This is a genomic window from Agrobacterium sp. 22-223-1, assembly GCF_053522385.1.
In genome coordinates this window covers 1,536,661-1,559,685 of the sequence record NZ_JBNWCN010000001.1, presented here as the reverse complement: position 1 = coordinate 1,559,685, position 23,025 = coordinate 1,536,661, and the positions used below count along the sequence as shown (strand labels likewise).

The following is a 23,025-nucleotide window of genomic DNA, read 5'->3' as shown; positions in this document are numbered from 1 at the left end:
TGGTGTGGCGCCCTTATAGTCAGGCTCCCGAAGGTCTGCAAGCGGAAAAATGCATGATTTGACAAAAAAATGACATGGGCCGCCAGAAGCCCTGAAAAACAAGGATTCTTGTTTCGTAACAAATGGTTAAACGGTCGGAGTTTGCTGTTTTGCGTGAGTGATATGGCTCGGCTTCAATTGCCTTGCGAAACATGTGGCTTCTCAAGCCTGCGGGCTAGCGAAAATCAAGTCAGGTATTTTCCATATATCAGCAGGCCGGAGAGTATTATTATGATTGCATTGATCGCATATGCCATCCACCGCACAAAATTTGATTTCGGGGGACTGCCGGATATCAAGCCGCTTAATATGTCTCCTAGAAATACAAGCAAACCATCCATCGCAAATATGTCCAAGGCCACGATTAAATTATCGCTACGAATATATCAGGCTGGCCAGTTAGAAGTTCAAGTATTGCTGCTTGGGTCGAGAATAAAATAATAAAGAGGCTCCGGTTTCACTTGCGGCCCTCGGTTTCAGTTTAAAAAAAGAAACGGGACCGTGAGGTCCCGTTTTTAGGTTTGCAATTTGAAAGCGTCCGTTCCGGACGCCTCTTCAATGATCAGTGCAGAATCTGGCTGAGGAACAGCCGGGTGCGCTCGTGCTGCGGGTTGTCGAAGAATTCGGCGGGCGAGTTCTGTTCGACGATCTGGCCCTGGTCCATGAAGATGACGCGGTTTGCCACCTGGCGGGCGAAGCCCATTTCGTGGGTGACGCACAGCATCGTCATGCCGTCTTCGGCGAGGCTCACCATGGTGTCGAGCACTTCCTTGACCATTTCCGGGTCGAGCGCCGAGGTCGGCTCGTCGAACAGCATGATCTTCGGCTTCATGCAGAGCGAGCGGGCAATCGCCACGCGCTGCTGTTGGCCGCCGGAGAGCTGGCCGGGATATTTGTTCGCCTGCTCGGGGATCTTGACGCGCTTCAGATAGTGCATCGCCACTTCTTCGGCTTCCTTCTTGGGCATCTTGCGAACCCAGATCGGCGCCAGCGTGCAGTTTTCGAGGATCGTCAGATGCGGGAAGAGGTTGAAGTGCTGGAACACCATGCCGACTTCACGGCGCACCTCATCGATCTTCTTCAGGTCGTTGGTGAGCTCGATGCCATCGACATTGATCGTACCCGACTGATGTTCTTCAAGCCGGTTGATGCAGCGGATCATGGTCGATTTGCCGGAGCCCGAAGGGCCGGCGATGACGATGCGCTCGCCCTTCATGACCTTCAGGTTGATATCGCGCAGCACGTGGAAGTCGCCATACCACTTGTTCATGCCGATGAGTTCGATAGCCACGTCCGTTGTCGAGACGGTCAGTTTTTTTGCTTGGGTTTCTGCCATTTGAGCGTCCCTTATCGTTTATGCCCGGTGTCGAGGTGCCGTTCCATGAACAGCGAATAACGCGACATGCCGAAGCAGAATATCCAGAATACGAAGCCTGCGAAAATATAGCCAGTCATGGCGGTGACGGGCGTGGCCCAGTTCGCATCCGATTGGTTGAGTGTGACAATGCCGAGCAGGTCGAACATGCCGATGATCGAGACCAGCGACGTGTCCTTGAACAGCCCGATGAAGGTGTTGACGATGCCCGGAATGACGAGCTTCAGCGCCTGCGGCAGCACGATCAATCTCGTCTTCTGCCAGTAGTTCAGGCCGAGCGAATCCGCACCTTCATATTGTCCCTTCGGAATGGCCTGCAGGCCGCCGCGGATCACCTCCGCCATATAGGCCGAGGAGAACAGCGACACGCCGACGAGCGCGCGCAGGAACTTGTCGAAGGTCCAGCCGTCGGGCAGGAACAGCGGCAGCATGATGCTGGCGAAGAACAGGACGGTAATCAGCGGAATGCCACGAATGACCTCGATGAAGAGCACGCAGAGCATCTTGATCACCGGCAGGTTCGACCGCCGGCCGAGCGCCAGAAGAATGCCGAAGGGGAGCGATACCGTGATCCCGAAGAACGACAGGATGAGGGTCACCATCAGGCCGCCCCAGAGTTGCGTTTCCACCTTCGGCAGGCCGAAGACGCCGCCGATGAGCAGGAAGAACGCAATGAAGGGTAGGATGATGAAAAGCGCCAGCGCATTCAGTCGCTTGAACGGCGCTTTTGGAATCAGCATCGGTATCAGCAGGATGGCGAACGCCACCATCACCAGGATGGGACGCCAGCGTTCGTCGATCGGATAGCGGCCGAAGACGAATTGGCCGAGCTTCGCCGAAACGAAGGCCCAGCACGCACCGGACTGGCCGTCCGGCAGCGCGCCGCCCTGCGAAGCGGTCAGGCAGGCGATACGATCGCTGCCGGTCCATACCGCGTCGATGAACAGCCACTTGATGATCGGCGGCACCAGATAGGCGAGCAGGGCAAGGGCGATAACCGTCAGGACGGTGTCCTTCGGCGTGGCGAAAAGTTTGGTGCGCAGCCAGTGGCCGAAGCCGACGGCGCTCGAGGGCGCGGGTTTGGCGTCCTCGATGGTCTGTCGCACGAATGCGTGATTGCTGATCGTCATCGTTATCGCTCCACCAGGGCCATTTTCGCATTGAACCAGTTCATGACCACGGCCGTGAGCAGGGACAGCGAGAGATAGATGACCAGCCAGATTGCAACGACTTCGACTGCCTGTCCCGTCTGGTTCAGGATCGTGCCGCCGACCGAGACGATGTCGGCGAAGCCGACAGCGACCGCAAGCGAGGAGTTCTTGGTCAGGTTGAGATACTGGCTCGTCAGCGGCGGGATGATGATGCGCATCGCCTGCGGAACGACGATCAGGCGCGTCGTGGTGCTGGAGCGAAGTCCCAGTGCATCCGCAGCTTCCGTCTGACCCTTCGCCACGGCCTTGATGCCGCCGCGAACGATTTCGGCGATAAAGGAGGCGGTGTAGAAGGAAAGCGCCAGGAACAGCGACATGAATTCAGGTGCGACGACCGCGCCGCCCGAGAGATTGAACCGCCCGGCAATCGGATAGTCGAATGTCAGCGGCGCCCCGAGCGCCAGAAATGTCGCCAGCGGCAGGCCGATGATGAGAAGCGTCGCCGTAATTCCGGTGCGGAACTGCTGTCCGGTTCTTTCCTGTCTGGCCTTCGCCCAGCGGTAAACGAAGACGCTGAGAACGATGGCGACGAGGAAAGCCAGCGGCACGAGCCAGGTGCCTTCTCCCCACAGCGGCTTGGGAAAGAAGAAGCCGCGATTGTTGAGGTAGGTTCCAAGCGGAAGCTCGAGCGACTCGCGCGCCTGCGGCAGAACCGAGATGACGCCCTTGTACCAGAAGAAGATGACGAGCAGCGGCGGGATGTTGCGGAAGATTTCCACATAGGCCTGCGCGAGTTTCGAAATCAGCCAGTTGTTGGACAGCCGGGCGATGCCGACGATGAAACCGATGATCGAGGCGGCGATGATGCCAAAAAACGCAACCTGGATCGTGTTGAGAATGCCAACGAGCAATGCCCGGCCATAGGTCGCATCGCTGGTATAAGCGATCAGCGACTGGCCGATATCGAAACCGGCTCTTCCGTTGAGGAAGCCGAAGCCGGACGAGATGTTTGACCGTTGAAGATTGGTGATCGTATTCGTCACGATGATCCAGACGAAGGCGGCCAGGACGACGACTGTCAGGACCTGATAGAAAATGCCGCGTATGCGTGGATCGTAGATAAGTGACGACGCGCTTTGCGCGCGCGATCGTTGCGAACTGACCGCGTTGCCTGCCATAGGCACCTTTCCCTTTTATGTGCTCTTTGCGAGCTTATTTATATAATTTGAAGCGGAGGCCGGGCGTTGCCCAGCCTCCTTATGATCTAGCCGGTAATGGGGCCGATCAACGGACCGGCGGTGCGTATTGCAGGCCGCCCTTGGTCCACAGCGCGTTCTGGCCACGCTCGATCTTCAGCGGGGAGCCAGCGCCGACGTTGCGGTCGAAGACTTCGCCGTAGTTACCCACCAGCTTGATGATGTTGTAGGCCCAGTCGTTGGTCACGCCGAGATCGGTACCGATCTTGGTGCCTTCTTCCGTGCCGAGCAGGCGCTTCACGTCCGGATTGGCGCTGTTCTTCTGCTCATCGACATTCTTGGAGGTGACGCCAAGCTCTTCGGCGTTGACCATCGCATAGTGAACCCAGGTCACGATGTCGAACCACTGGTCGTCACCCTGGCGAACGGCCGGGCCAAGCGGCTCCTTGGAGATGACTTCCGGCAGAACGACGTTTTCGTCCGGGTTCTTCAGCTTCAGACGGATTGCATAAAGACCCGACTGGTCGGTGGTGTAAACGTCGCAACGGCCCGAATCATAGGCGGAGGTTGCGTCGGATTCCTTTTCGAAAACGACCGGGTTGTACTGCAGATTGTTGGTCTTGAAGTAGTCGGCCAGGTTGAGCTCGGTGGTCGTGCCGGTCTGAACGCAGACGGCGGCGCCGGAGAGCTCGAGAGCGGACTTCACGTTGAGGCTCTTCTTGGCGATGAAGCCCTGGCCGTCATAATAGTTGACGGTGCGGAAGTTGAAGCCGAGCGACGTGTCGCGGCTGATCGTCCAGGTGGTGTTACGGGTCAGAACATCGACTTCACCGGACTGGAGAGCCGGGAAGCGGTCCTTGCTCGAAAGGGCGACGAACTTGGCTTTCGAAGGATCACCGAAAACCGCGGTGGCAATACCACGGCAATAGTCCACGTCGATACCGGACCATTCGCCCTTGTCATCGGGATTGGAAAATCCCGGAATGCCCGCGCTGACGCCGCAGGTGACGAAACCTTTTCCCTTCACATCCTGAAGCGTCGCAGCCGAAGCGACCGAGGCTCCTCCCAAAACTGCTGCGCCGATGGCGGCTGACAGAATTGCCTTTTTCATTTTTCCCAACCTTTGTTTGTTATCGTCACTTGGAAGAGGACCGGCATGTTTGTCTTCCCCAGCTCCCCCTTCAGCGAGATCTTTTTCGATCCGCTTTTTCTATCACAATCACAATTGGCAGCGGGGTCAAGACGTGCGGGCAATAATTGTGCCTATAAAACGGAATTTTCCAAAATTTGGTCGGGAAGTGTGCAAAGGGTGAAAATATAAGCATATTTTTGCGGAAATTTGCACTTGCACAGTATTTGTATACTTATTGTATTCTGGTTGGCGATGGATCAATCCGACCCGCTCAGGCGTCCCTGCGGGACTTGACCTTGCGTTGCGGTCTTAGCATTGTCGCACGCGTCAATGTTCCTTCGAAAGCTGATCTGAAATGACCAAGACAAATGACCTGCTTTCCGCCGCAGGTGTGAATACGCGCCTGACCCATGGCGGCAACGATCCCGCGGACTGTTTCGGTTTCGTCAATCCGCCCATCGTGCGCGGTTCGACCGTGCTTTTTCCCGACGCGGAGACGCTTTCGACCGAAAACCAGAAATATACCTATGGCACCCACGGCACGCCGACGACGGATGCTTTGTGTAATCTCGTCAACGAACTGGAAGGGTCTGCCGGAACCATTCTCGTGCCCTCGGGCCTTGCGGCCATCACCGTGCCGTTCCTTGCCTATCTCGGCGCCGGCGATCATGCGCTGATCGTCGATTCCGTCTATTTTCCGACGCGCCGTTTCTGCAATACGATGCTGAAGAAGCTCGGTGTCGAGGTGGAATATTACGACCCGGCAATCGGGGAGGGCATCGAGGCTCTCATCCGGCCGAACACGAAGCTGGTGCATCTGGAAGCGCCGGGTTCCAACACCTTCGAGATTCAGGATGTCAGGCTGATCACCGATATCGCTCACCGCCATGATTGCGTGGTGACGATGGACAATACCTGGGCGACGCCGCTCTATTTCAAGCCGCTCGATTTCGGCGTCGATGTCTCCATTCACGCCGCCACCAAATATCCTTCGGGTCATTCGGATGTGCTGATGGGTTTCGTTTCAGCCAATGAAAAGCACTGGAAGGCGCTTTATCAGGCCAATACCAATCTCGGCATCTGCGTCACCTCTGACGATGCGTACCAGATCCTGCGCGGCATGCGCACCATGGGAATAAGGCTGGAGCACCACCAGAAAAGCGCGCTCGATATCGCCACATGGCTGGAGAGCCGTGACGACGTCGTCCGTGTGCTGCATCCGGCACTGCCGAGCTTTGCCGGGCACGAACTCTGGAAGCGCGATTTCAAGGGCGCAAGCGGTGTCTTCTCCTTCGTGCTGAAGGCGGAAGAGGGCAAATACAAGCAGGCGGCGGCCGCCTTCCTGAATGCGCTGACCTTCTTCGGGCTCGGCTATTCCTGGGGCGGATACGAATCGCTTGCCGTTTCGGTCTCGCTTGTCGACAGGACCCTTGCCAAGGGCCCGTCGGAAGGGCCGGTCATCCGCCTGCAGATCGGGCTCGAGGATATCGCCGATCTCAAGAAGGACCTCGAGGCCGGATTTGCGGCTGCGGCCGGGGTTTGACCTCAACCTTTGGCGCGATAGCCGTAGAGCCAGTCAAAGTCCTTCAGGAAGGCGTCGGTGGGGCGCGTGGAAAACACGAAGTCCCGCGCAATACGCACCGGGCCTGTGGCGTGATAGGCAAAACGATTGAGAGAGGCCCGCTTGCGGGCCTTTTCTATGCGCGGCAGACGCAGGGCCTCGAAGCTGGCAAGGGCCTGCGGCAAGGGCCGGGGCTTTTCGGCGTTGCCGCCTGCCGTCGCTCCCGCAAGTTCGAAAGCATCCTCTATCGCCATGGCCGCGCCCTGTGCGGCGAAGGGCATCATGGCATGCGCCGCATCGCCGATCAGCACCGTGTCGCGACCATTGTGCCAGCGGCCCGGGCCGGCCTGATAGAGCGGCCAGAAGGTGGGATTTTCAGACGAATCGAGCAATCGGACGATATCCGGGCTGAAACCGCGAAACTGCTCCAGCAGCATGGTTTTCTGCCGCCCGCTCGATTCCGCCCGCCAGGTTGCGCCGGGGTCGGCACCGAGCGCGATGGCGACAATGTTGAAGCCGCCGACTTCCTTCAGCGGATAGGCGACGATATGGCCGCCGGAACCGAGATAGGCGGTCACTGCGCTTTTGTTGATGGCTGACGGCACATCGTTTGCGGCAACGGTGAAGCGCCAGGCAATATTGCCGGAGAAGGTGGCTGTGGGGGCGGAAGGAACCGCGAAGCGGGCCGCCGACCAGACGCCATCCGCGCCGACGATCAGATCATGGTCACGGAAGGTGGTTGCGGCAATCACATCCACCGTCGCGTTTTCAATGCGCTTGCCGAGATGCAGGCGGCAGAGCGGGTTGCGTGTCACCGCCTGGAGAAGCGCATTCTGCAGCGTCGAGCGGTGCAGCACGCCATAGGGTGCGCCCCAGCGCGTGCGGGCCACCGCGCCCATCGGCAGCGAGAGCAGCGTGGCAAGCGATTTTCCGGAGGCGAGTTCGACACTGACCGGTTCGGTCCAGCGCGCTTCGATTTCCGGCAGCACGCCGAGTTCGGCGAGAATGCGGGCGGCATTGGGCGAGAGTTGCAGGCCTGCGCCCACTTCCGTCAGCTCACCGGCCTGCTCGATGATGTCACAGTCGATACCGTACCGGGCAAAGGAAAGGGCGGCGGTGAGACCGGCGATGCCGGCACCGACAATGGCTACGGATTTGATGGGCATTGGTGCGCCCCGATCAGGAAAAGTGGAAGGTCAGGCGGCCTTCACATGGAAGACGCAGCCCGGAGGATTGGTCTGCTCGGCCTTCAGCGACGGATTGTAGCGGTAAAGGGTGGAGCAGTAGGAACAGACCTTCTCGTTGTCGTCGCCCATATCGATGAAGATATGCGGATGATCGTAAGGAACGGAAGCGCCGGTGCACATGAATTCCTTGACGCCGATCTCGATCATGCGGTGTCCGCCATCGTTCTGGAAGTGGGGAATGGAATGCCCGGCCATGTTCGTCTCCAAATGCAATATCGTTATCGAGCCGCAATCCGTCTTCGCGTGCCGGCTCGTCGTTGCGGATATGTAGCCTCAAACGCATTGCATCTCCATAAAAATCGTCAGCAAAACATGTTCAACATTGCTAATTCCTGCCATATGGTCCGGCAAAAAGGATGTCCTTGATGAATCTCAACACGCCGCAGTTTTCCGATTTTTCCCATGACGGCCTTCGCCTTGCCTATTTCGACGAGGGCGATCCGGCGGGCGATCCGGTTCTGCTGATCCACGGCTTCGCCTCCAGCGCCAATGTCAACTGGGTGCATCCCGGCTGGCTGAAGACGCTGGGCGAAGCGGGCTATCGGGTGATCGCCATCGACAATCGCGGACACGGCGCAAGCGACAAGCCGCACGATTCAGAAGCCTATTATCCGCCCGTCATGGCCGGGGATGCGGTGGCGCTGCTCAACCATTTGGGCATCGCCGAAGCGCATGTGATGGGATACTCCATGGGCGCGCGCATTTCCGCCTTTCTGGCCATGGCGCATCCGGAGCGCGTGCGTTCGCTGGTCTTCGGCGGGCTCGGCATCGGCATGGTCGAAGGTGTCGGCGACTGGGATCCGATTGCCGAGGCGCTTCTCGCACCTTCGCTCGATGTCGTCACCCATGAGCGCGGCCGCATGTTCCGCGCCTTCGCCGACCAGACGAAAAGTGACCGCTTGGCGCTGGCCGCCTGTATCGAGACGTCGCGGGTTCTCGTCACGCGCGAACAGGCTGAGAAAATCGATGCGCCAACGCTGATCGCGGTCGGAACGAAGGACGATATCGCCGGATCCGGCGCGGAGCTTGCCGCGATCATGCCGCATGCACGGGCCATCGATATTCCCGGCCGCGACCACATGCTGGCCGTGGGTGACCGGGTGTTCAAGGCGGCGGTGCTGGAATTTTACCGCTCGCTTTGATCGGGAGCATTTCCGGGAAAAGCGGAGCCCGGTTTTCCGTCCGGAAATGCGGCAACGCTGAGGACGGCAAGAAACGGTTTTTCATGCTGCATGAAGAAAAACTGAAGCCTTGCCGCCTTTAAAGTCGTCATTCGAATCCCATTTCTAATGCACGTCTTTTTCTGTATAAAGAACGACCACTGCAAACGAGGAGACCATTCATGGTCGCACGTACCGAGGCCCGTCAGCCCGAACAGCTGGCGATCGTCGATCCCATCTGGGGCAGCCTGCTCAATGAAGCCCGTAGCGCCGCGGCGCAGGATCCGCTGCTTTCGGCCTTCCTTTATTCGACGATCCTCAATCACCGGTCTCTCGAAGAATGTGTGATCTACCGCATCTGCGAACTCCTCGATCATCCCGACATGCAGGCCGTGCTTCTGCGCCAGACCTTCCAGGACATGCTGGATGACTGGCCGGAATGGGGAAGCGTGCTGCGCGTCGACATTCAGGCCGTTTACGACCGCGATCCCGCCTGCACGCGCTTCATGGAGCCGCTCCTCTATTTCAAGGGGTTCCAGGCCATCCAAACCCACAGGCTCGCCCACTGGCTGCTGCAGAAGGGCCGCAAGGACTTCGCGTTTTACCTGCAAAGCCGCTCCTCGAGCATCTTCCAGACGGATATCAATCCGGCCGCGCGCATCGGCAAGGGCATCTTCCTCGATCATGCCACCGGGCTTGTCGTCGGTGAAACGGCGGTGATCGGCGACAACGTCTCCATCCTTCACGGCGTCACGCTCGGCGGCACCGGCAAGGAGGGGGCGGACCGCCATCCGAAGATCGGAAACGGCGTGATGATCGGGGCCGGAGCGAAAATCCTCGGCAATATCGAGATCGGTAGCTGCTCGCGCATTGCCGCCGGTTCGGTGGTGCTGAAGCCGGTTCCGCCCAAGACGACCGTTGCCGGCGTGCCGGCGCGTGTGGTGGGAGAAGCAGGGTGTTCCGAACCCTCGCGCCTGATGGACCAGCTTATCGGGGCCGATATCTGACCGGCCCTGTCGCGCTCCGATGGGGCCGGCATTTTCATGGTCGTCCGTGTGGAAGACACGGATGACTTGCCGCTTTCACTTTACTTTGGCCTTTGTCCCATGCCAAAAGCGGGCCAACGCGAACCGCACAGGAGAATAGTGGTGAAAGCCGACGAAATCAAAAAACTCGACGCCTATTTCAAGCGCACCTTCAACCCGACGATGGTGGTCAAGGCGCGTCCGCGCAAGGACGATTCCGCCGAAGTGTATCTTGGCGAAGAGTTTCTCGGCGTCGTTTATATCGATGACGAAGACGGCGACCGCTCCTACAACTTTTCCATGGCGATCCTCGACGTCGATCTGTGATCGTCACCATCCGGTGACGGATGGAGTTTCGCACTGAACCAGTCGCCCGTGGCGGTTACGCCGCGGGCGATTTGTTTTTTCGGCTGCTGACCCGCATCATCAGGCGGTTTTCCGGACGCAGGGTGACCCGCATCAGCGGCTCGGTATTTGCCGGGCTTTTGTTCCTGAGGTGGTCGTTCTGCAAAAGCACGGCAAGGATTGCGACAGCCTCCATCATGGCAAAGGCATTGCCGATGCAGACGCGCGGGCCAGCGCCGAAGGGCATATAGGCATAGCGGTGGCGCGCCTTGACCTTTTCGGGCTCGAAGCGTGACGGGTCGAAGCGGTCGGGTTCTTCCCACAGTGTTGTGTGCCGGTGGACGGCGTAGATCGGCACATAAAGAACGGTGCCGGCCGGGATGTCATGCTCGCCGAGCCTGAAGTCCTGCAATGCCGTGCGTGTCACGACAGGGGCGGGCGGGTAAAGCCGCATCGCTTCCGAAAATACCTGTCTGATATAGGTCAGGCGGGCGATATGTTCGGCCGCGACCGGTTCACCTGCGGTAACGGTCTTGATCTCGTCGATGACCTTGCGCTCCACGTCGCTGTTTTGCGAGAGCAGATGGAAGGTCCAGGCAAGGCCGAGGGCCGTGGTTTCATGCCCGGCGGTGATGAAGGTCAGGAGATTGTCGATGATTTCCGTGTCGCTCATCATGCGCCCGGTTTCCGGATCTTTCGCTTCGAGCAGCATGGAAACCAGATCGTTCCGTTCGATTGGCTTCCGGCGCCTTTCGGAAATGACGGTCGCAAGGCTGGAGCGAAGATAATCCACCGCCGCGCGCGCCTTGCGCCGGCCCGGATGCGGCAGCCATTCCGGTGCGCCCAGCATGGCAAGCGCGAAGGTCCAGCCCGTGGGTTTCAGATAATCGGTGATGCTTTGCTCGACGCGGGCTATATCGATCTCATGGCCGCCGGACATCATGGTTTCGACGATGATGTCGAAGGTCGTCCGCATCATCTCATGGCCGATATCGATGTCGCCGGCAGGCGATGAGTGCCAGCGCTCTTGCGTGCGGCGCGCGGCGTCGATCATGACCGGCAGCAATTCCAGCAGCTTCTCGTGCCGGAACGCTGCGGCAACGGATTGCCTTTGCCACTTCCAGTGATCGCCATCGGCTGTCAGAAGCCCCTGGCCGAGCGCGGGGCCGAGGGCGCGGCGCACATCTTCGCCCTTGCCGAGCAGATGGGCGTTCTTGACCAGCGCCTCATGGATAAGCGCGGGATCGGCAAGATGAACCCGCATGACGCCGCCGAGACGGGTAAAGACCGCCGGCTCGCTGAAAATTTCCGGCGGCAGAGCCTTCAACGGATTGCGGATGAGCGACAGCGCGACGCGGGCTGTTGCGAATTTGGAGACGGGAGCGATTCCGGGCGTATCCGGGGAAGCGGTGCGAAGGTCGGCTCCGGTCATTTGCAGGTCCTTTGTCCGCGTTGAACACTTACATTTCCTGTTAAGGTGTATACCTTATTCTGGGTATTTAAGGTGCGCACCTTAGATTTCAATGGTCGGGTTCGAAATCAATGAAGAAAAGCAGTACCGGGCGGACGGCGGCACGCCCCACACGCCAGAGAATTCTCGACGCCGCTCTTACTCTGTTTAACGAGCGCGGGCCCGACCACGTGACGACCGCCGAAATCGCAAGGGTGGTAGAGATCAATGAGGGCAATCTCTATTATCACTTCCGCACCAAGGAAGCGCTGGTTCTGGCGCTGTTTGCCCGGTTCGAAGCCGACGCGCTGGCAATTGTCGGAAAGATTGACGAGGCCGATGAGGGAGCGGCGGCAACCTATGCCGGTTTTCTGCGGCTCTGGTTTTCGCTGGTGTGGGACTATCGTTTCCTGTTTCGCGATCTGGTCGGTCTTGTCTCTTCCGCCCCGGCGCTGGTGGAGCCCGTGCGAACCATCAGCACCGCGATGCGGCTTGCCGTCGGCGATATCGTCGCGCGCATGGAGAAAGCGGGCCTCGCCGCGATACCCGAGGAAGAGCGGCCTGCCGTTCTGACGAACCTCTGGATCGTCTCCACCTATTGGGCGTCCTATCTCAACCTTCAGGAAGGCATCACCGAGTTCGGTCCGCCGCAGCTGGACTGGGGATTGAAGCAGGTCTCAAGCCTGTTCAGACCCTATCTCTCCCCGGAAGCGAAAGCCGAGCTGGAAACGCTGCTGGTCGGGGAGCCGTAAGTTTCACCGGGTAGTGACAGGGCCGGAAAACAGGGACGCCCGCGACGATATCCGTCGCGGGCGCTTTTACGATTATCAGCCATATGCCGCTGAAGTATCAGGCAGCCTTCAGCAGATCGCCATGCGGATCGAGGACGAACTTGGTGGCCGCGCCCTGATCGAAGCTTTCATAGCCCTGCACCGCATCGTCGAGCGCGATGATCTTGGCGTTGACGATATCGGCAATCGGCAGGCGGTCGTGCAGGATCGCCTGCATGAGCTGGCGGTTATATTTCAGCACTGGCGTCTGACCGGTGTGGAAGGATTGCGCCTTGGCCCAGCCGAGACCGAAGCGCAGCGACAGGCTGCCCTGTTTCGCCGCCGCATCCACCGCGCCGGGGTCTTCGGTGACATAGAGACCCGGAATGCCGATGGAGCCGGCGGCGCGGGTGATTTCCATCATCTGGTTGAGAACGATGGCCGGCTGTTCGCCGCCCGCATGGCCGCGCGCTTCGAAACCGACGGCGTCGATGGCGCTATCCACCTCGTTGGTGCCGACGATTTCGGCGATCATGTCGCCCAGCCGGTCGCCCTTGGAAAGATCTACGGGTTCAAAACCGACTTTTGCCGCGTGCGCAAGGCGATCCTTGTTGAAATCGCCGATCATGACGACTGCAGCACCCAGAATGCGGGCGGATGCGGCGGCGGCAAGGCCGACCGGGCCGGCGCCCGCGACATAGACCGTGGAGCCGACGCCGACGCCCGCCTTGACGGCGCCATGGAAGCCGGTCGGCAGAATGTCTGACAGCATGGTGAGGTCGCGGATCTTCGACATCGCCTTGTCTCGGTCCGGGAACTTCAGCAGGTTGAAATCGGCATAGGGGATGGTGACATAACGGGCCTGTCCGCCGATCCAGCCGCCCATATCGACATAACCGTAAGCGCCGCCGGCGCGGGATGGGTTCACCGTCAGGCAGACGCCGGTATCCTGCGACTTGCAGCAGCGGCAGCGGCCGCAGGCAACGTTGAAGGGCACAGAGACGATATCGCCGATTTCGAGCATCTCGACATCGACGCCTTTTTCGATGACTTCACCGGTGATCTCATGGCCGAGGACGAGGCCCGGCATCGCCGTGGTGCGGCCGCGTACCATATGCTGGTCGGAGCCGCAGATATTGGTGGAAATCACCTTGAGAATGACGCCGTGCTCGATGCGGCGGCCATCCGGCGCCTCAAGCTTCGGGTCATCGATATCGCGAACCTCGACCTGACCCGGCCGCATGTAAACGACGCCTCTGTTTCTGCTCATATCCATCTCCTCCATGGTTTGAACACCGTACCTGTCCGCTCCTCCGCAGACAGGTGACTCCATGGGTGCAGCAAACCATGTGAGGGGAGATGTGGCGTTCGGGAATACGACACGCGGTGTGGTCGTAACGACACCGCGTTTCGCCCGATGTCACGGTGGCGTTATCTGTCGAGCGGTTTTCTGAGGCGGCCGGCGGCGTCCTGAATATATTGCCAGGCGACACGGCCCGAGCGGCCGCCGCGCGTGGTCGCCCATTCCAGCGCCTCGTGATGCAGCGTTTCGCGGTCCAGACCCAGATCGAAATGCGTCGCATAGCTGTCGATCATCGTCAGATAATCGTCCTGGCCGCATTTGTGGAAGCCGAGCCACAGGCCGAAACGGTCCGAAAGCGAGACCTTTTCCTCCACCGCTTCCGAAGGGTTGATGGCGGTGGACTGCTCGTTTTCCATCATGTGCCGCGGCAGAAGATGGCGGCGGTTGGAGGTCGCATAAAACAGCACATTGTCCGGCCGGCCTTCGATGCCTCCGTCGAGCGCCGCCTTCAGCGATTTATAGGCCGTATCGTCATGGTCGAAGGAGAGGTCGTCGCAGAAGACGATGACGCGATGGCCGGAGGCTTTCAATATGTCGAGCAAAGCGGGCAGGGTGTGGATGTCCTCGCGGTGCACTTCCACCAACTTCAGCGAAACGCCGCTTGCCGCGCGCACATCTTCGTGAACGGCCTTGACCAGCGAGGATTTACCCATGCCGCGCGCACCCCACAACAGCACGTTATTGGCGGCAAAACCCTCCGCGAAACGCAGTGTGTTTTCGTGGAGAATGTCGCGGACATGGTCAACACCACGGATGAGCTTCAGGGCGATGCGGTTGGGGCGGGGAACCGGCTGGATAAAGGAGTTGACTGGCGCCCAGACGAAACAATCGGCCGCATTCCAGTCGTTTACGGCGGGCGCCGGCCCGGCCAGACGTTCCACGGCGATGGTGAGCCGGCGCAGTTCTGAAAGAAGCAGGGAGGCCGTTTCTTCTCGAATCATGGTGTTTCTTCCGCTTGTCTGGTGTTCAAAACTCTGTTTTGCGCCCGGCCTAGCATGGCGTTTCAGGCCCATAAAGGTTAAGAGGTCCGGAATCGGTACGGCGTGGGCCCTGCATCTGTTGCAATCCCGGCGTTCCCCACTATATTCCGGCGGCTTGAAAGCTGGGGCGGCATCCAAGGTCGTGCCGTAATTCTGAGGAGTTTTATATGTTCATTAGTCAAGCTTTTGCCCAGGACGCAGCGGGCGGCGCATCGGCCTTCGGTTCCGGCCTTGAAATGCTTTTCCTGTTTGCGCCGCTTATGGTGGTCTGGTACTTTTTCCTTATCCGCCCGCAGCGCGCGCAGATGAAGAAGCGCCAGGAAACGCTGACCAATATTCGCCGTGGCGATCAGGTCGTTCTCGGCGGCGGCATCGTCGGCAAGGTGACCAAGGTCATCGATGACAATGAACTCGAAGTCGAAATCGCCGAAGGCGTGAAAATCCGTGCCGCCCGCGCCTACATTGCCGAAGTGCGTGTGAAGGGCGAAGTGGTCAAGACGGAAGCCGCTTCCTGATCCTGCCGGATTATCGAATGCCCGATTGCGAATTTTGACGGGTTGCGCACAGCGCGACCCCAACCCTGACCGAGATCGAAATGCTTCATTTTTCCCGTTGGAAAACAGTCTTCATCTGGCTGCTTGTGCTGGCAAGCGTCTTCATCGCCTCTCCCAACCTGTTTACGGACAAACAGCTGGAGGGCATGCCTGCCTGGTACAAGGACAACAAGGTAACGCTCGGTCTCGACCTTCAGGGCGGGTCGCACATCATGCTCAAGATCGAGCGTTCCGACATCGTCAAGGAACGGCTTGAAACGATCGTGGGCGATGTGCGCACGCAGCTTCGCGACGCCAACATCCGCTATTCGGGGCTTACCGGCAACGGCCAGCAGATTCAGGTCCGCATCAGCGATCCCGCGCAGGTGGAAGCCGCCAAGAACGCGCTTCGCGACCTGACGCAGCCGGTGTCCGCCGGCACGCTGGTCGGCGGCTCCATCACCGAAGTGACGATGAATGATGGCGGCGACAATCTGCTCAGGCTCAACCTGACGGATGAAGGCATCGACTACCGCCTGTCGTCCGCCGTTTCGCAATCCATCGAAGTCGTGCGCCGTCGCGTTGACGAAGTCGGCACCACCGAACCGCTTATCCAGCGTCAGGGTTCGGACCGCATCATCGTGCAGGTGCCCGGCCTTCAGGATCCGCAGCGCCTGAAGTCGCTTCTGAACCAGACGGCAAAGCTCTCCTTCCGCATGGTCGATACGACGATGCCGGTACAGGAAGCCATGAACGGCCGTCCGCCCGCAACGTCGGAAGTTCTTTATTCGCAGGACGATCCGCCGGTTCCCTATCTGGTGGAGCGCCGTGCGCTCGTTTCCGGCGATAATCTCGTCGACGCGCAGGCAAGCTTCAACCAGCAGACCAACGAGCCGGTCGTCACCTTCCGCTTCGACAGCCGCGGTGCGCAGCGCTTCGCGCAGGCGACGCAGCAGAATGTCGGCAAGCCTTTCGCCATCGTGCTCGACAACCAGGTCATCTCCGCGCCTGTCATCCGCGAGCCGATCATCGGCGGTTCGGGACAGATTTCGGGTAATTTCTCGGTACAGGGCGCCAACGATCTCGCGGTTCTGCTGCGCGCCGGCGCGCTGCCGGCCACGCTGACCGTGGTTGAAGAACGCACCGTCGGCCCGAGCCTCGGTAACGACTCCATCACCGCCGGCCTGACGGCCAGCGCCATCGGCGCGGTCGGCGTCCTCATCTTCATGTTCGTCTTTTATGGCTTCTTCGGCCTGCTGGCGAATATCGCCCTTATCGTCAACGTCATCATGCTGCTCGCTGTGTTGAGTGTGATCGGATCGACGCTGACCTTGCCGGGTATTGCCGGTATCGTCTTGACCATCGGCATGGCTGTGGATTCGAACGTTCTGATCTATGAGCGCATACGCGAGGAGGTGAAGAGCGGTAAACCGCTGATCCAGTCATTGGATAACGGCTTCACCCGCGCCTTTGCGACCATTATCGACGCCAACCTGACGACGCTGATCGTGGCAAGTGTGCTGTTCTACATGGGCACAGGCCCGGTGAAGGGCTTCGCAGTCACGCTGGCCGTCGGTATCATCACCACCGTCTTCACGGCCTATACGCTTACGGCGTGGATGTTCGGCTACTGGGTTCGCCGCAGCCGCCCGAAACACCTGCCGAAGGGTGTCCGCACCGCCATGTTCGACGGTCGCGACATTCCCTTCATGCGTTATCGCCGCGTGGTATTCATGATCACCGGCGCCATCATGCTCGCCTGCGTCGGCGGTTTCGTGGCCAAGGGTCTGAACCTCGGCATCGATTTCCAGGGCGGTTCGGTCATCGAAGTGCGCGCCAAGCAGGGTGAAGCCGATCTCGCCGATATTCGCGATCGTCTGAACCAGCTCAATCTCGGTGAAATCCAGGCGCAGAATTTCGGTACGCCGCAGGATGTTCTCATCCGCATCCAGGCGCAGGACGGCGGCGAAAATGCCGAGCAGTCAGCCATCACCATGGTACGCGGCGAGCTTGAGGACAAATATGACTTCCGCCGCGTGGAAGTCGTCGGTCCTGCCGTTTCCGGCGACCTGACGGTTACCTCCACCATCGGCGTTATGCTCGCCATGGCGGCGATCATGGTCTACATCTGGGTTCGCTTCGAATGGCAGTTTGCACTCGGCGCGGTCATCTCCATGGTGCACGACGTGGTCTTCACTATCGGCCTGTTCGTCTTCCTTGGGATAGAGTTCAATCTGACCAGTATCGCGGCGATCCTTACGATCATCGGATATTCGCTGAACGATACCGTGGTCATCTACGACCGTGTCCGTGAAAACCTTAGGCGATACAAGAAGATGCCGCTTTCCATGATCATCGACGTGTCGCTGAACCAGACTCTTTCGCGTACGATCCTTACCGGTCTGACCGTACTTCTGGCACTTCTGGCACTGTATCTCTTCGGCGGCGAGGTCATCCGTTCCTTCACCTTCGCCATGCTGTTCGGTGTCGGTATCGGCGTGTTCTCCTCGGTCTACATCGCCGCTCCGGTGCTGATCGCCTTCAAGCTGCGTCCTGACAGCAAGGATGCGGAAGACGAGAAGGACGACAAGAAAGAAAACAACACCGGCGCCATTGGCGGCAAGCCTGCCGTCTGATGGCCGGCGGGATTGAAATACGCCCGGCCCATTTTCCCGGCCGGGCGCCCATCGATGCCTATGGCAATGGCGGGTTCCGTTTTGCCGACATGTCGCATCGCGGTTCGCTTTTGCTCCTGCCTTCGGGCATCTACGGGTGGGAGCCTGTCGATGCGAAAGAACTGACGGTCGGACATTTCGAAAAGGTTCTGGCGGAAGCGCAGGATATCGAAGTGCTTCTGATCGGCACGGGCGACGGCATGCGGGTTCTGCCGAAGGAATTGCGCGCCGCCTTCAAGGAGGCGGGCATTTCGGTGGATCCGATGAGCACGGGTGCCGCCGTGCGCACCTATAATATCATGCTGTCGGAATCGCGCGCCGTGGCCGCGGCGCTGATTGCCGTCGAAGGCTGACAGGACGTTTCGCGCGGGGAACCATGGCACCCACAGAAAATCTCGACGTCTGCCTCGCGACGCTGCGCGACACCGATCGCGACCGCTATCTCGCCTGTCTTCTGTCGCCTGCCGACAGGCGCAATGCGCTTGCCGCGCTATACGCCTTCAATGCCGAAATTGCCCGCATCCGTGATTCCGTGCGCGAAGCGCTGCCCGGCGAGGTACGCATGCAATGGTGGCGCGATCTTCTCGACGGCAATCCGCACGGCGACAGCCAGTCCCACCCGGTGGCTGCAGCGCTTTTGACGACGATAGAGCATTATCGCCTGCCGCGCCCGGTTCTCGCCAATATGATCGAAGCGCGTATCTTCGATCTCTATGACGACCTGTTCGAGGATCGCAATGCGCTGGAAGGCTATGCCGGAGAGACCGCATCCGCATTGATCCAGCTTGCAAGCCTCGTGCTTTCCACTGAAGACGCCGCATCCAGCGCGGAGGCGGCAGGTCACGCGGGCGTGGCGCAGGCCATGGCGGGCATGCTGCTGCTCATGCCGCTGCACCGGCGTCGCGGGCAGGTCTATATTCCCGCCGATATGCTGGCTGCGGCCGGGCTCGACCGCGAAACATTTCTTGAAGGGCAGGACAGGCAGCGCATCGGCATCGCCATCGAAATTTTCGCGGCCCATGCGCTGGATCATATCGAGAAGGCGAGACGCTCGAAGATTTCGAAAAATGTCTTTGCCGCCTATCTTCCCGTCGCCCTGTCCGGGCCGGTCATCGCCGCCGCCAGAAAGGCGGGGAGCGGCGTATTCGACGGCGACCTGCAACTGTCGCAGCTTCGCCGGCAATGGCTGCTGGCAAAGGCTTCCTTCCTCAAGCGTTTCTGATGGCGCGGACCGTGCCAGGCGGCGAAACGACGTCGATCCCGCAAAGCCACACTTCACACAAGCCTCGGTCTATATGAACCTGAACCGGGTTCGCATCGTTTCGATTCGCGAATCTTGATGTTTCGATGCTGAGGGAGCGTCCCGGATGAGTATTGCGATCTGGATTATCGTTTTCGTGCTGCTTTCGGTCTTCGCTGTTTACGCCTGGCGCATGTCGCGGGCGACGGATGAGGATAACAGTCATGATGTGGGGCAGGCGATCATGGATTTCGCCCGCGCCTTTCCCAATGAGGCGATCAGAAGTCTGCATATGACGGCGGATGGCGGCGCAGCCTTCGTGCGGCTGCACGACAACAAGGCCGGCTTCATGCGCAATATGGGATCGCATTATGTGTGCGTGATGATCGATCCCGAGCGCATCCGGGTCGAAAGTCTTGAAAGCGGCGACGGTTTCGTCGTCACCTTTTTCGACATGCCGAAATATAGCGGCTCATACCGGTTCAAATCGGCCGGAGAGGCGGCCGAGGTTTCCCTTTGGCTGCTCGGCAGTCTCGTGGAGGCGCAGGACCATCACGACGAAGGGCCGCTGCCCTCGAACGGTTGAGGCACGTCAGGTGTCGGCTGTCACTGTCCGTCAAGCGGCGGGTTCGCACCGGCCTGCTGGCGTTCGCGCCAGATGATGAACAGGCCGGATGCGACGATGATGAGGATGCCGAGCCATTTCGACGGCGTCGGGAAATCCGAAAACAGCGCATAACCGAGGATCGTCGCCGAGATGATCTCGAAATACTGGAACGGCGCCAGCAGAGAGAGCGGCGCCAGCCGGAAGGCCCTGACAATCAGCAGGTGCATGTAGCCGGATATCGACCCCAACAATACGAGAAGGGCAAGTGCGAAGCCGGATTGCGGCAGCGAGACGGCAAAATCCTTGTCGCCCAGCGCATCGCCGGCGAAAAGTGCAGCCCCCATGAACACGGTTCCCGCAATGCCCGACATTGTCTGCATGACAAGCGGGCTGTCGGCATCGCCGATGGCGCGGTTCAGGAAGAGGTAGAGCGTATAAAGAAAGGCGCAGGCGACCGGCAGAAGCGATGTCCAGCCGAAGATTTCGAAACTCGGCTGAATGACGATCAAGGCACCGCCGAAGCCGACCGCAATCGCCGTCCAGCGCTTCCAGCCCACCTTGTCGCCGAGGAAGAGGGCCGACATCATCGTCAGCATGAAAGGCTCGACGAAATAGATCGCGAAGACATCGGCGAGCGGCATGTATTTGACGGCGGCGAAGAACATCAGGCTGGCCGAGGCGTGCAGGACGCCGCGCAGGCAGTTCATCCACGGCCGTCTGGCGCTGAACAGCGCCCTGGGCGACACCACGAGCAGCAGCGGCAGGGTGCAGAGCACCTGGAAAAAGAAGCGGTAGAAGGTCACCTGCGCCGGCGACATGCCGCCGCTCACCGCCATGTATTTAGCAATCGCATCCATGACCGGCAGCACCAGCATGCAACCCGCCATGATGGTCATGCCCTTGGCGATATCGTTGAAACCGGTCTGGCTGGTCATGGATCGGGGAGTCATGGGTCAGGCTGCGCTTTCGACCAAAAGGTCCAACAGGAGAGGGGACGCCCGCAAGGTCGCCCCCTTCCGGGGTCAGGCGGCCTTCTGGCGCGGCAGGCTCTTCATATCAATGACGAAGCGATAACGCACATCGCTTTTTATCATGCGTTCATAAGCGTCGTTGATCTGATCGATATCGATCATCTCGATTTCGGCGGCGATGCCTTTTTCGGCGCAGAAATCCAGCATCTCCTGCGTCTCGGGAATGCCGCCGATCATCGAACCGGCAAAGGTCTTGCGGCCGGGAATGAGGCTGAAGGCCATAACCGAGAGCGGCTTTTCCGGTGCGCCCACCTGCACCAGCGCGCCATCGCGTTTCAGCAGCGCCAGATAGGCGTTGATGTCATGGTCGGCGGCCACGGCGTCGATGATGAGATCGAGGCTCGAGGCGGCCTTTTTCATCTGCTCGGCATCGCGCGAGACGATCACCTCGTGGGCGCCGAGCTTTTTCGCGTCCTCCGCTTTGGCGGGCGAGGTCGTGATCATCACCACGGTTGCGCCCATGGCATTGGCGAGCTTGACCGCCATATGGCCAAGACCGCCAAGACCGACGACGCCGACACGCTTGCCGGGTCCGGCGTTCCAGTGGCGCAGCGGCGAATAGGTGGTGATACCCGCGCAGAGCAGGGGTGCTGCCGCCGCCGGATCGAGGCCTTCGGGAATGTTGAGGACGTAACGGTCATCGACGACGACGTGGGCGGAATAACCGCCGAGCGTATGCGCGCCGCCGCCCATCGCTTTGTCGGGCGAATTATAGGTGCCGGTCATGCCGTTTTCGCAATATTGCTCCAGCCCCTCGGCGCAGCTTGCGCATTCCCGGCAGCTATCGACGATACAGCCGACGCCGACGCGGTCGCCCGCCTTGAACCGGGTGACCTGCGAGCCCACCCGCCCGACGCGGCCGATGATTTCGTGGCCGGGAACGCAGGGATAGAGGGAGCCCGGCCATTCGCTGCGGGCAGTGTGGATATCGGAGTGGCAGACGCCACAGAATTCTATCTCGATTTCGACATCGCGCGGGCCGGGATCGCGACGCTTGATGGTCGCGAGCTTCATCGGCGAAGAGCCGTCATCGCAGGCATAGGCGGACGTAGTGAACATGATCGTTCCTCCTCTTGTGGTGATCGATGCTGGAAACACCGGCCTGCGGCAAAGGTTGCGGTGGGATCAGCCGCTTGCGCCGGTTTCGGGCACTGCCTCGCCAAACACCTCCTCAAAGGCCTCGCGCAGCAGAACGTCGACGTCGCCGATCATAACCGGCAATCCAAGATCGACAAGGCTGGTGACGCCATAGGCGCTGATGCCGCAGGGAACGATGCCGGAAAAATGCGAGAGGTCTGGATCGACATTGATCGAGAGCCCGTGGAAGCTCACCCATTTGCGCAGCCTGATGCCAAGTGCCGCGATCTTGTCCTCGGCCATGCCGCCATCGGGAAGCAGCGGTTTTTCCGGACGCCTGACCCAGACGCCGACGCGGTCCTCGCGCCGCTCGCCACGCACATTCATCTTGTCGAGCGTGCGGATGATGACATCCTCCAGCGCCGCCACATAAGCGCGAACATCCTGCCGCCGCCGCTTCAGGTCGAGCATGACATAGACGACCCGCTGTCCCGGCCCGTGATAGGTATATTCACCGCCACGACCCGTGGCGAAGACAGGAAAACGCTCCGGTTCAATGAGGTCGGCGGCATCGGCGCTGGTGCCGGCGGTATAGAGCGGCGGATGTTCCAGAAGCCAGACGAGCTCGTCTGCTTCGCCGCTGGCGATGGCGGCGACTTCACGCTCCATTTCCTCAATCGCCTGTTCATAAGGGACGAGGCCTTCCGAGATTCGCCAGCGTACGGGCGGCGAACCGGCGGCGGGCAGCATGTTTGTCTCGATATCGGTGCGTGTGAGCATGAAAAAGTCCTTTCCACAGCCTTCTCGCAAAATGGCGACAAGGCCGCAACCCCAGCATTTCCGGGCTTCCTGCATATAGGATGGTGCGGTGCGATTTTTAATTTCAAAAAACTGTCACGACGCTCTTGTGCACCGAAAATCCTTTTGCTACATGCACCCCCGTCGGCGCAAGTCGACGCCTACCACGATGCGGTCGTGGCGGAATTGGTAGACGCGCAGCGTTGAGGTCGCTGTGGGGCAACCCGTGGAAGTTCGAGTCTTCTCGACCGCACCAAAGAAACCCGCTTC

At 59.8% G+C, this 23,025-nt stretch carries 22 protein-coding genes and 1 tRNA gene; 11 read left to right on the top strand and 12 right to left on the bottom strand.

The features are described from left to right. Positions 1 to 601: 601 nt before the first annotated feature. The 4 genes from ACQZ60_RS07745 to ACQZ60_RS07730 all read right to left on the bottom strand — a co-directional run bounded on the left by ACQZ60_RS07745 (position 602) and on the right by ACQZ60_RS07730 (position 4,872). Positions 602 to 1,375, bottom strand: a complete 774-nt coding sequence (locus ACQZ60_RS07745) for an amino acid ABC transporter ATP-binding protein (RefSeq protein WP_003524857.1) — start codon at positions 1,373 to 1,375, stop codon at positions 602 to 604. Positions 1,376 to 1,386: 11 nt separating this feature from the next. Next, complete coding sequence (locus tag ACQZ60_RS07740; protein ID WP_003524858.1) at positions 1,387 to 2,544, bottom strand: amino acid ABC transporter permease; 1,158 nt, start codon at positions 2,542 to 2,544, stop codon at positions 1,387 to 1,389. Positions 2,545 to 2,546: 2 nt separating this feature from the next. Further along, positions 2,547 to 3,743, bottom strand: a complete 1,197-nt coding sequence (locus ACQZ60_RS07735; protein ID WP_003524861.1) for an amino acid ABC transporter permease — start codon at positions 3,741 to 3,743, stop codon at positions 2,547 to 2,549. A gap of 106 nt (positions 3,744 to 3,849) precedes the next feature. Next, complete coding sequence (locus ACQZ60_RS07730; protein WP_003524863.1) at positions 3,850 to 4,872, bottom strand: amino acid ABC transporter substrate-binding protein; 1,023 nt, start codon at positions 4,870 to 4,872, stop codon at positions 3,850 to 3,852. 376 nt (positions 4,873 to 5,248) lie between these two features. Here ACQZ60_RS07730 and ACQZ60_RS07725 point away from each other — a divergent pair, with 376 nt between their 5' ends. Beyond that, entirely contained in the window at positions 5,249 to 6,436 is a 1,188-nt protein-coding gene (locus ACQZ60_RS07725) for a cystathionine beta-lyase (protein ID WP_448735017.1), read from the top strand. 2 nt (positions 6,437 to 6,438) lie between these two features. On the opposite strand, the gene ACQZ60_RS07720 is transcribed toward ACQZ60_RS07725, so the two are convergent. Beyond that, on the bottom strand, positions 6,439 to 7,620 hold the full coding sequence (locus tag ACQZ60_RS07720) for an FAD-dependent monooxygenase (RefSeq protein WP_448735016.1): 1,182 nt from the start codon (positions 7,618 to 7,620) through the stop codon (positions 6,439 to 6,441). A gap of 30 nt (positions 7,621 to 7,650) precedes the next feature. Then, a complete protein-coding gene (locus tag ACQZ60_RS07715; RefSeq protein WP_035261222.1) occupies positions 7,651 to 7,896 on the bottom strand; it encodes a zinc-finger domain-containing protein in 246 nt (81 codons plus the stop codon). 170 nt (positions 7,897 to 8,066) lie between these two features. Here ACQZ60_RS07715 and ACQZ60_RS07710 point away from each other — a divergent pair, with 170 nt between their 5' ends. From ACQZ60_RS07710 to ACQZ60_RS07700, 3 genes are all read left to right on the top strand, one after another. Continuing rightward, the gene (locus tag ACQZ60_RS07710) at positions 8,067 to 8,843 is read left to right on the top strand and encodes an alpha/beta fold hydrolase (protein ID WP_080818716.1); all 777 of its coding nucleotides are present in this window, start codon (positions 8,067 to 8,069) and stop codon (positions 8,841 to 8,843) included. A gap of 200 nt (positions 8,844 to 9,043) precedes the next feature. After that, entirely contained in the window at positions 9,044 to 9,868 is an 825-nt protein-coding gene (gene cysE, locus ACQZ60_RS07705; protein WP_035261225.1) for a serine O-acetyltransferase, read from the top strand. A gap of 141 nt (positions 9,869 to 10,009) precedes the next feature. Next, positions 10,010 to 10,213 carry a DUF3126 family protein gene (locus tag ACQZ60_RS07700; RefSeq protein WP_003524869.1) on the top strand — a complete coding sequence of 68 codons (204 nt, stop codon included), beginning with the start codon at positions 10,010 to 10,012 and terminating at the stop codon, positions 10,211 to 10,213. Positions 10,214 to 10,268: 55 nt separating this feature from the next. On the opposite strand, the gene ACQZ60_RS07695 is transcribed toward ACQZ60_RS07700, so the two are convergent. Beyond that, the gene (locus ACQZ60_RS07695) at positions 10,269 to 11,663 is read right to left on the bottom strand and encodes a cytochrome P450 (RefSeq protein ID WP_448735015.1); all 1,395 of its coding nucleotides are present in this window, start codon (positions 11,661 to 11,663) and stop codon (positions 10,269 to 10,271) included. A 110-nt stretch (positions 11,664 to 11,773) separates the two neighbouring features. On the opposite strand from ACQZ60_RS07695, the gene ACQZ60_RS07690 reads away from it, so the two are divergent. After that, positions 11,774 to 12,433: a TetR/AcrR family transcriptional regulator gene (locus tag ACQZ60_RS07690; RefSeq protein ID WP_448735014.1), complete on the top strand. Its 660-nt coding sequence runs from the start codon at positions 11,774 to 11,776 to the stop codon at positions 12,431 to 12,433. Positions 12,434 to 12,530: 97 nt separating this feature from the next. Here the strand turns inward: ACQZ60_RS07690 and fdhA are convergent, their stop codons facing one another. Next, positions 12,531 to 13,721 carry a formaldehyde dehydrogenase, glutathione-independent gene (gene fdhA / locus ACQZ60_RS07685; protein WP_003524961.1) on the bottom strand — a complete coding sequence of 397 codons (1,191 nt, stop codon included), beginning with the start codon at positions 13,719 to 13,721 and terminating at the stop codon, positions 12,531 to 12,533. Positions 13,722 to 13,882: 161 nt separating this feature from the next. Next, complete coding sequence (locus tag ACQZ60_RS07680; protein WP_448735013.1) at positions 13,883 to 14,755, bottom strand: ATP-binding protein; 873 nt, start codon at positions 14,753 to 14,755, stop codon at positions 13,883 to 13,885. A gap of 206 nt (positions 14,756 to 14,961) precedes the next feature. On the opposite strand from ACQZ60_RS07680, the gene yajC reads away from it, so the two are divergent. The 5 genes from yajC (at position 14,962) to ACQZ60_RS07655 (ending at position 19,828) form a co-directional block, all read left to right on the top strand. Continuing rightward, the gene (gene yajC, locus ACQZ60_RS07675) at positions 14,962 to 15,309 is read left to right on the top strand and encodes a preprotein translocase subunit YajC (RefSeq protein WP_003524964.1); all 348 of its coding nucleotides are present in this window, start codon (positions 14,962 to 14,964) and stop codon (positions 15,307 to 15,309) included. An 80-nt stretch (positions 15,310 to 15,389) separates the two neighbouring features. Beyond that, complete coding sequence (secDF, locus tag ACQZ60_RS07670; protein WP_003524965.1) at positions 15,390 to 17,963, top strand: protein translocase subunit SecDF; 2,574 nt, start codon at positions 15,390 to 15,392, stop codon at positions 17,961 to 17,963. After that, complete coding sequence (locus ACQZ60_RS07665) at positions 17,963 to 18,355, top strand: Mth938-like domain-containing protein (RefSeq protein ID WP_003524967.1); 393 nt, start codon at positions 17,963 to 17,965, stop codon at positions 18,353 to 18,355. The genes secDF and ACQZ60_RS07665 overlap by 1 nt, the downstream gene beginning before the upstream one ends. Positions 18,356 to 18,378: 23 nt before the next feature. Beyond that, positions 18,379 to 19,224: a phytoene/squalene synthase family protein gene (locus ACQZ60_RS07660; protein ID WP_448735012.1), complete on the top strand. Its 846-nt coding sequence runs from the start codon at positions 18,379 to 18,381 to the stop codon at positions 19,222 to 19,224. Positions 19,225 to 19,369: 145 nt separating this feature from the next. Beyond that, the gene (locus ACQZ60_RS07655) at positions 19,370 to 19,828 is read left to right on the top strand and encodes a hypothetical protein (RefSeq protein WP_059753108.1); all 459 of its coding nucleotides are present in this window, start codon (positions 19,370 to 19,372) and stop codon (positions 19,826 to 19,828) included. Between the two features lie 20 nt (positions 19,829 to 19,848). Here ACQZ60_RS07655 and ACQZ60_RS07650 read toward each other — a convergent pair whose 3' ends face one another. From ACQZ60_RS07650 to lipB, 3 genes are all read right to left on the bottom strand, one after another. Beyond that, positions 19,849 to 20,784, bottom strand: a complete 936-nt coding sequence (locus ACQZ60_RS07650; RefSeq protein ID WP_003524974.1) for a DMT family transporter — start codon at positions 20,782 to 20,784, stop codon at positions 19,849 to 19,851. An 87-nt stretch (positions 20,785 to 20,871) separates the two neighbouring features. Further along, the gene (locus tag ACQZ60_RS07645; protein WP_059753106.1) at positions 20,872 to 21,939 is read right to left on the bottom strand and encodes an NAD(P)-dependent alcohol dehydrogenase; all 1,068 of its coding nucleotides are present in this window, start codon (positions 21,937 to 21,939) and stop codon (positions 20,872 to 20,874) included. Between the two features lie 66 nt (positions 21,940 to 22,005). Further along, positions 22,006 to 22,737: a lipoyl(octanoyl) transferase LipB gene (gene lipB / locus ACQZ60_RS07640; protein WP_121490406.1), complete on the bottom strand. Its 732-nt coding sequence runs from the start codon at positions 22,735 to 22,737 to the stop codon at positions 22,006 to 22,008. A gap of 189 nt (positions 22,738 to 22,926) precedes the next feature. Between lipB and ACQZ60_RS07635 the strand changes: the two genes are divergently transcribed. Then, a tRNA-Leu gene (locus ACQZ60_RS07635) sits at positions 22,927 to 23,011 on the top strand. The last annotated feature ends 14 nt before the right edge of the window (positions 23,012 to 23,025 follow it).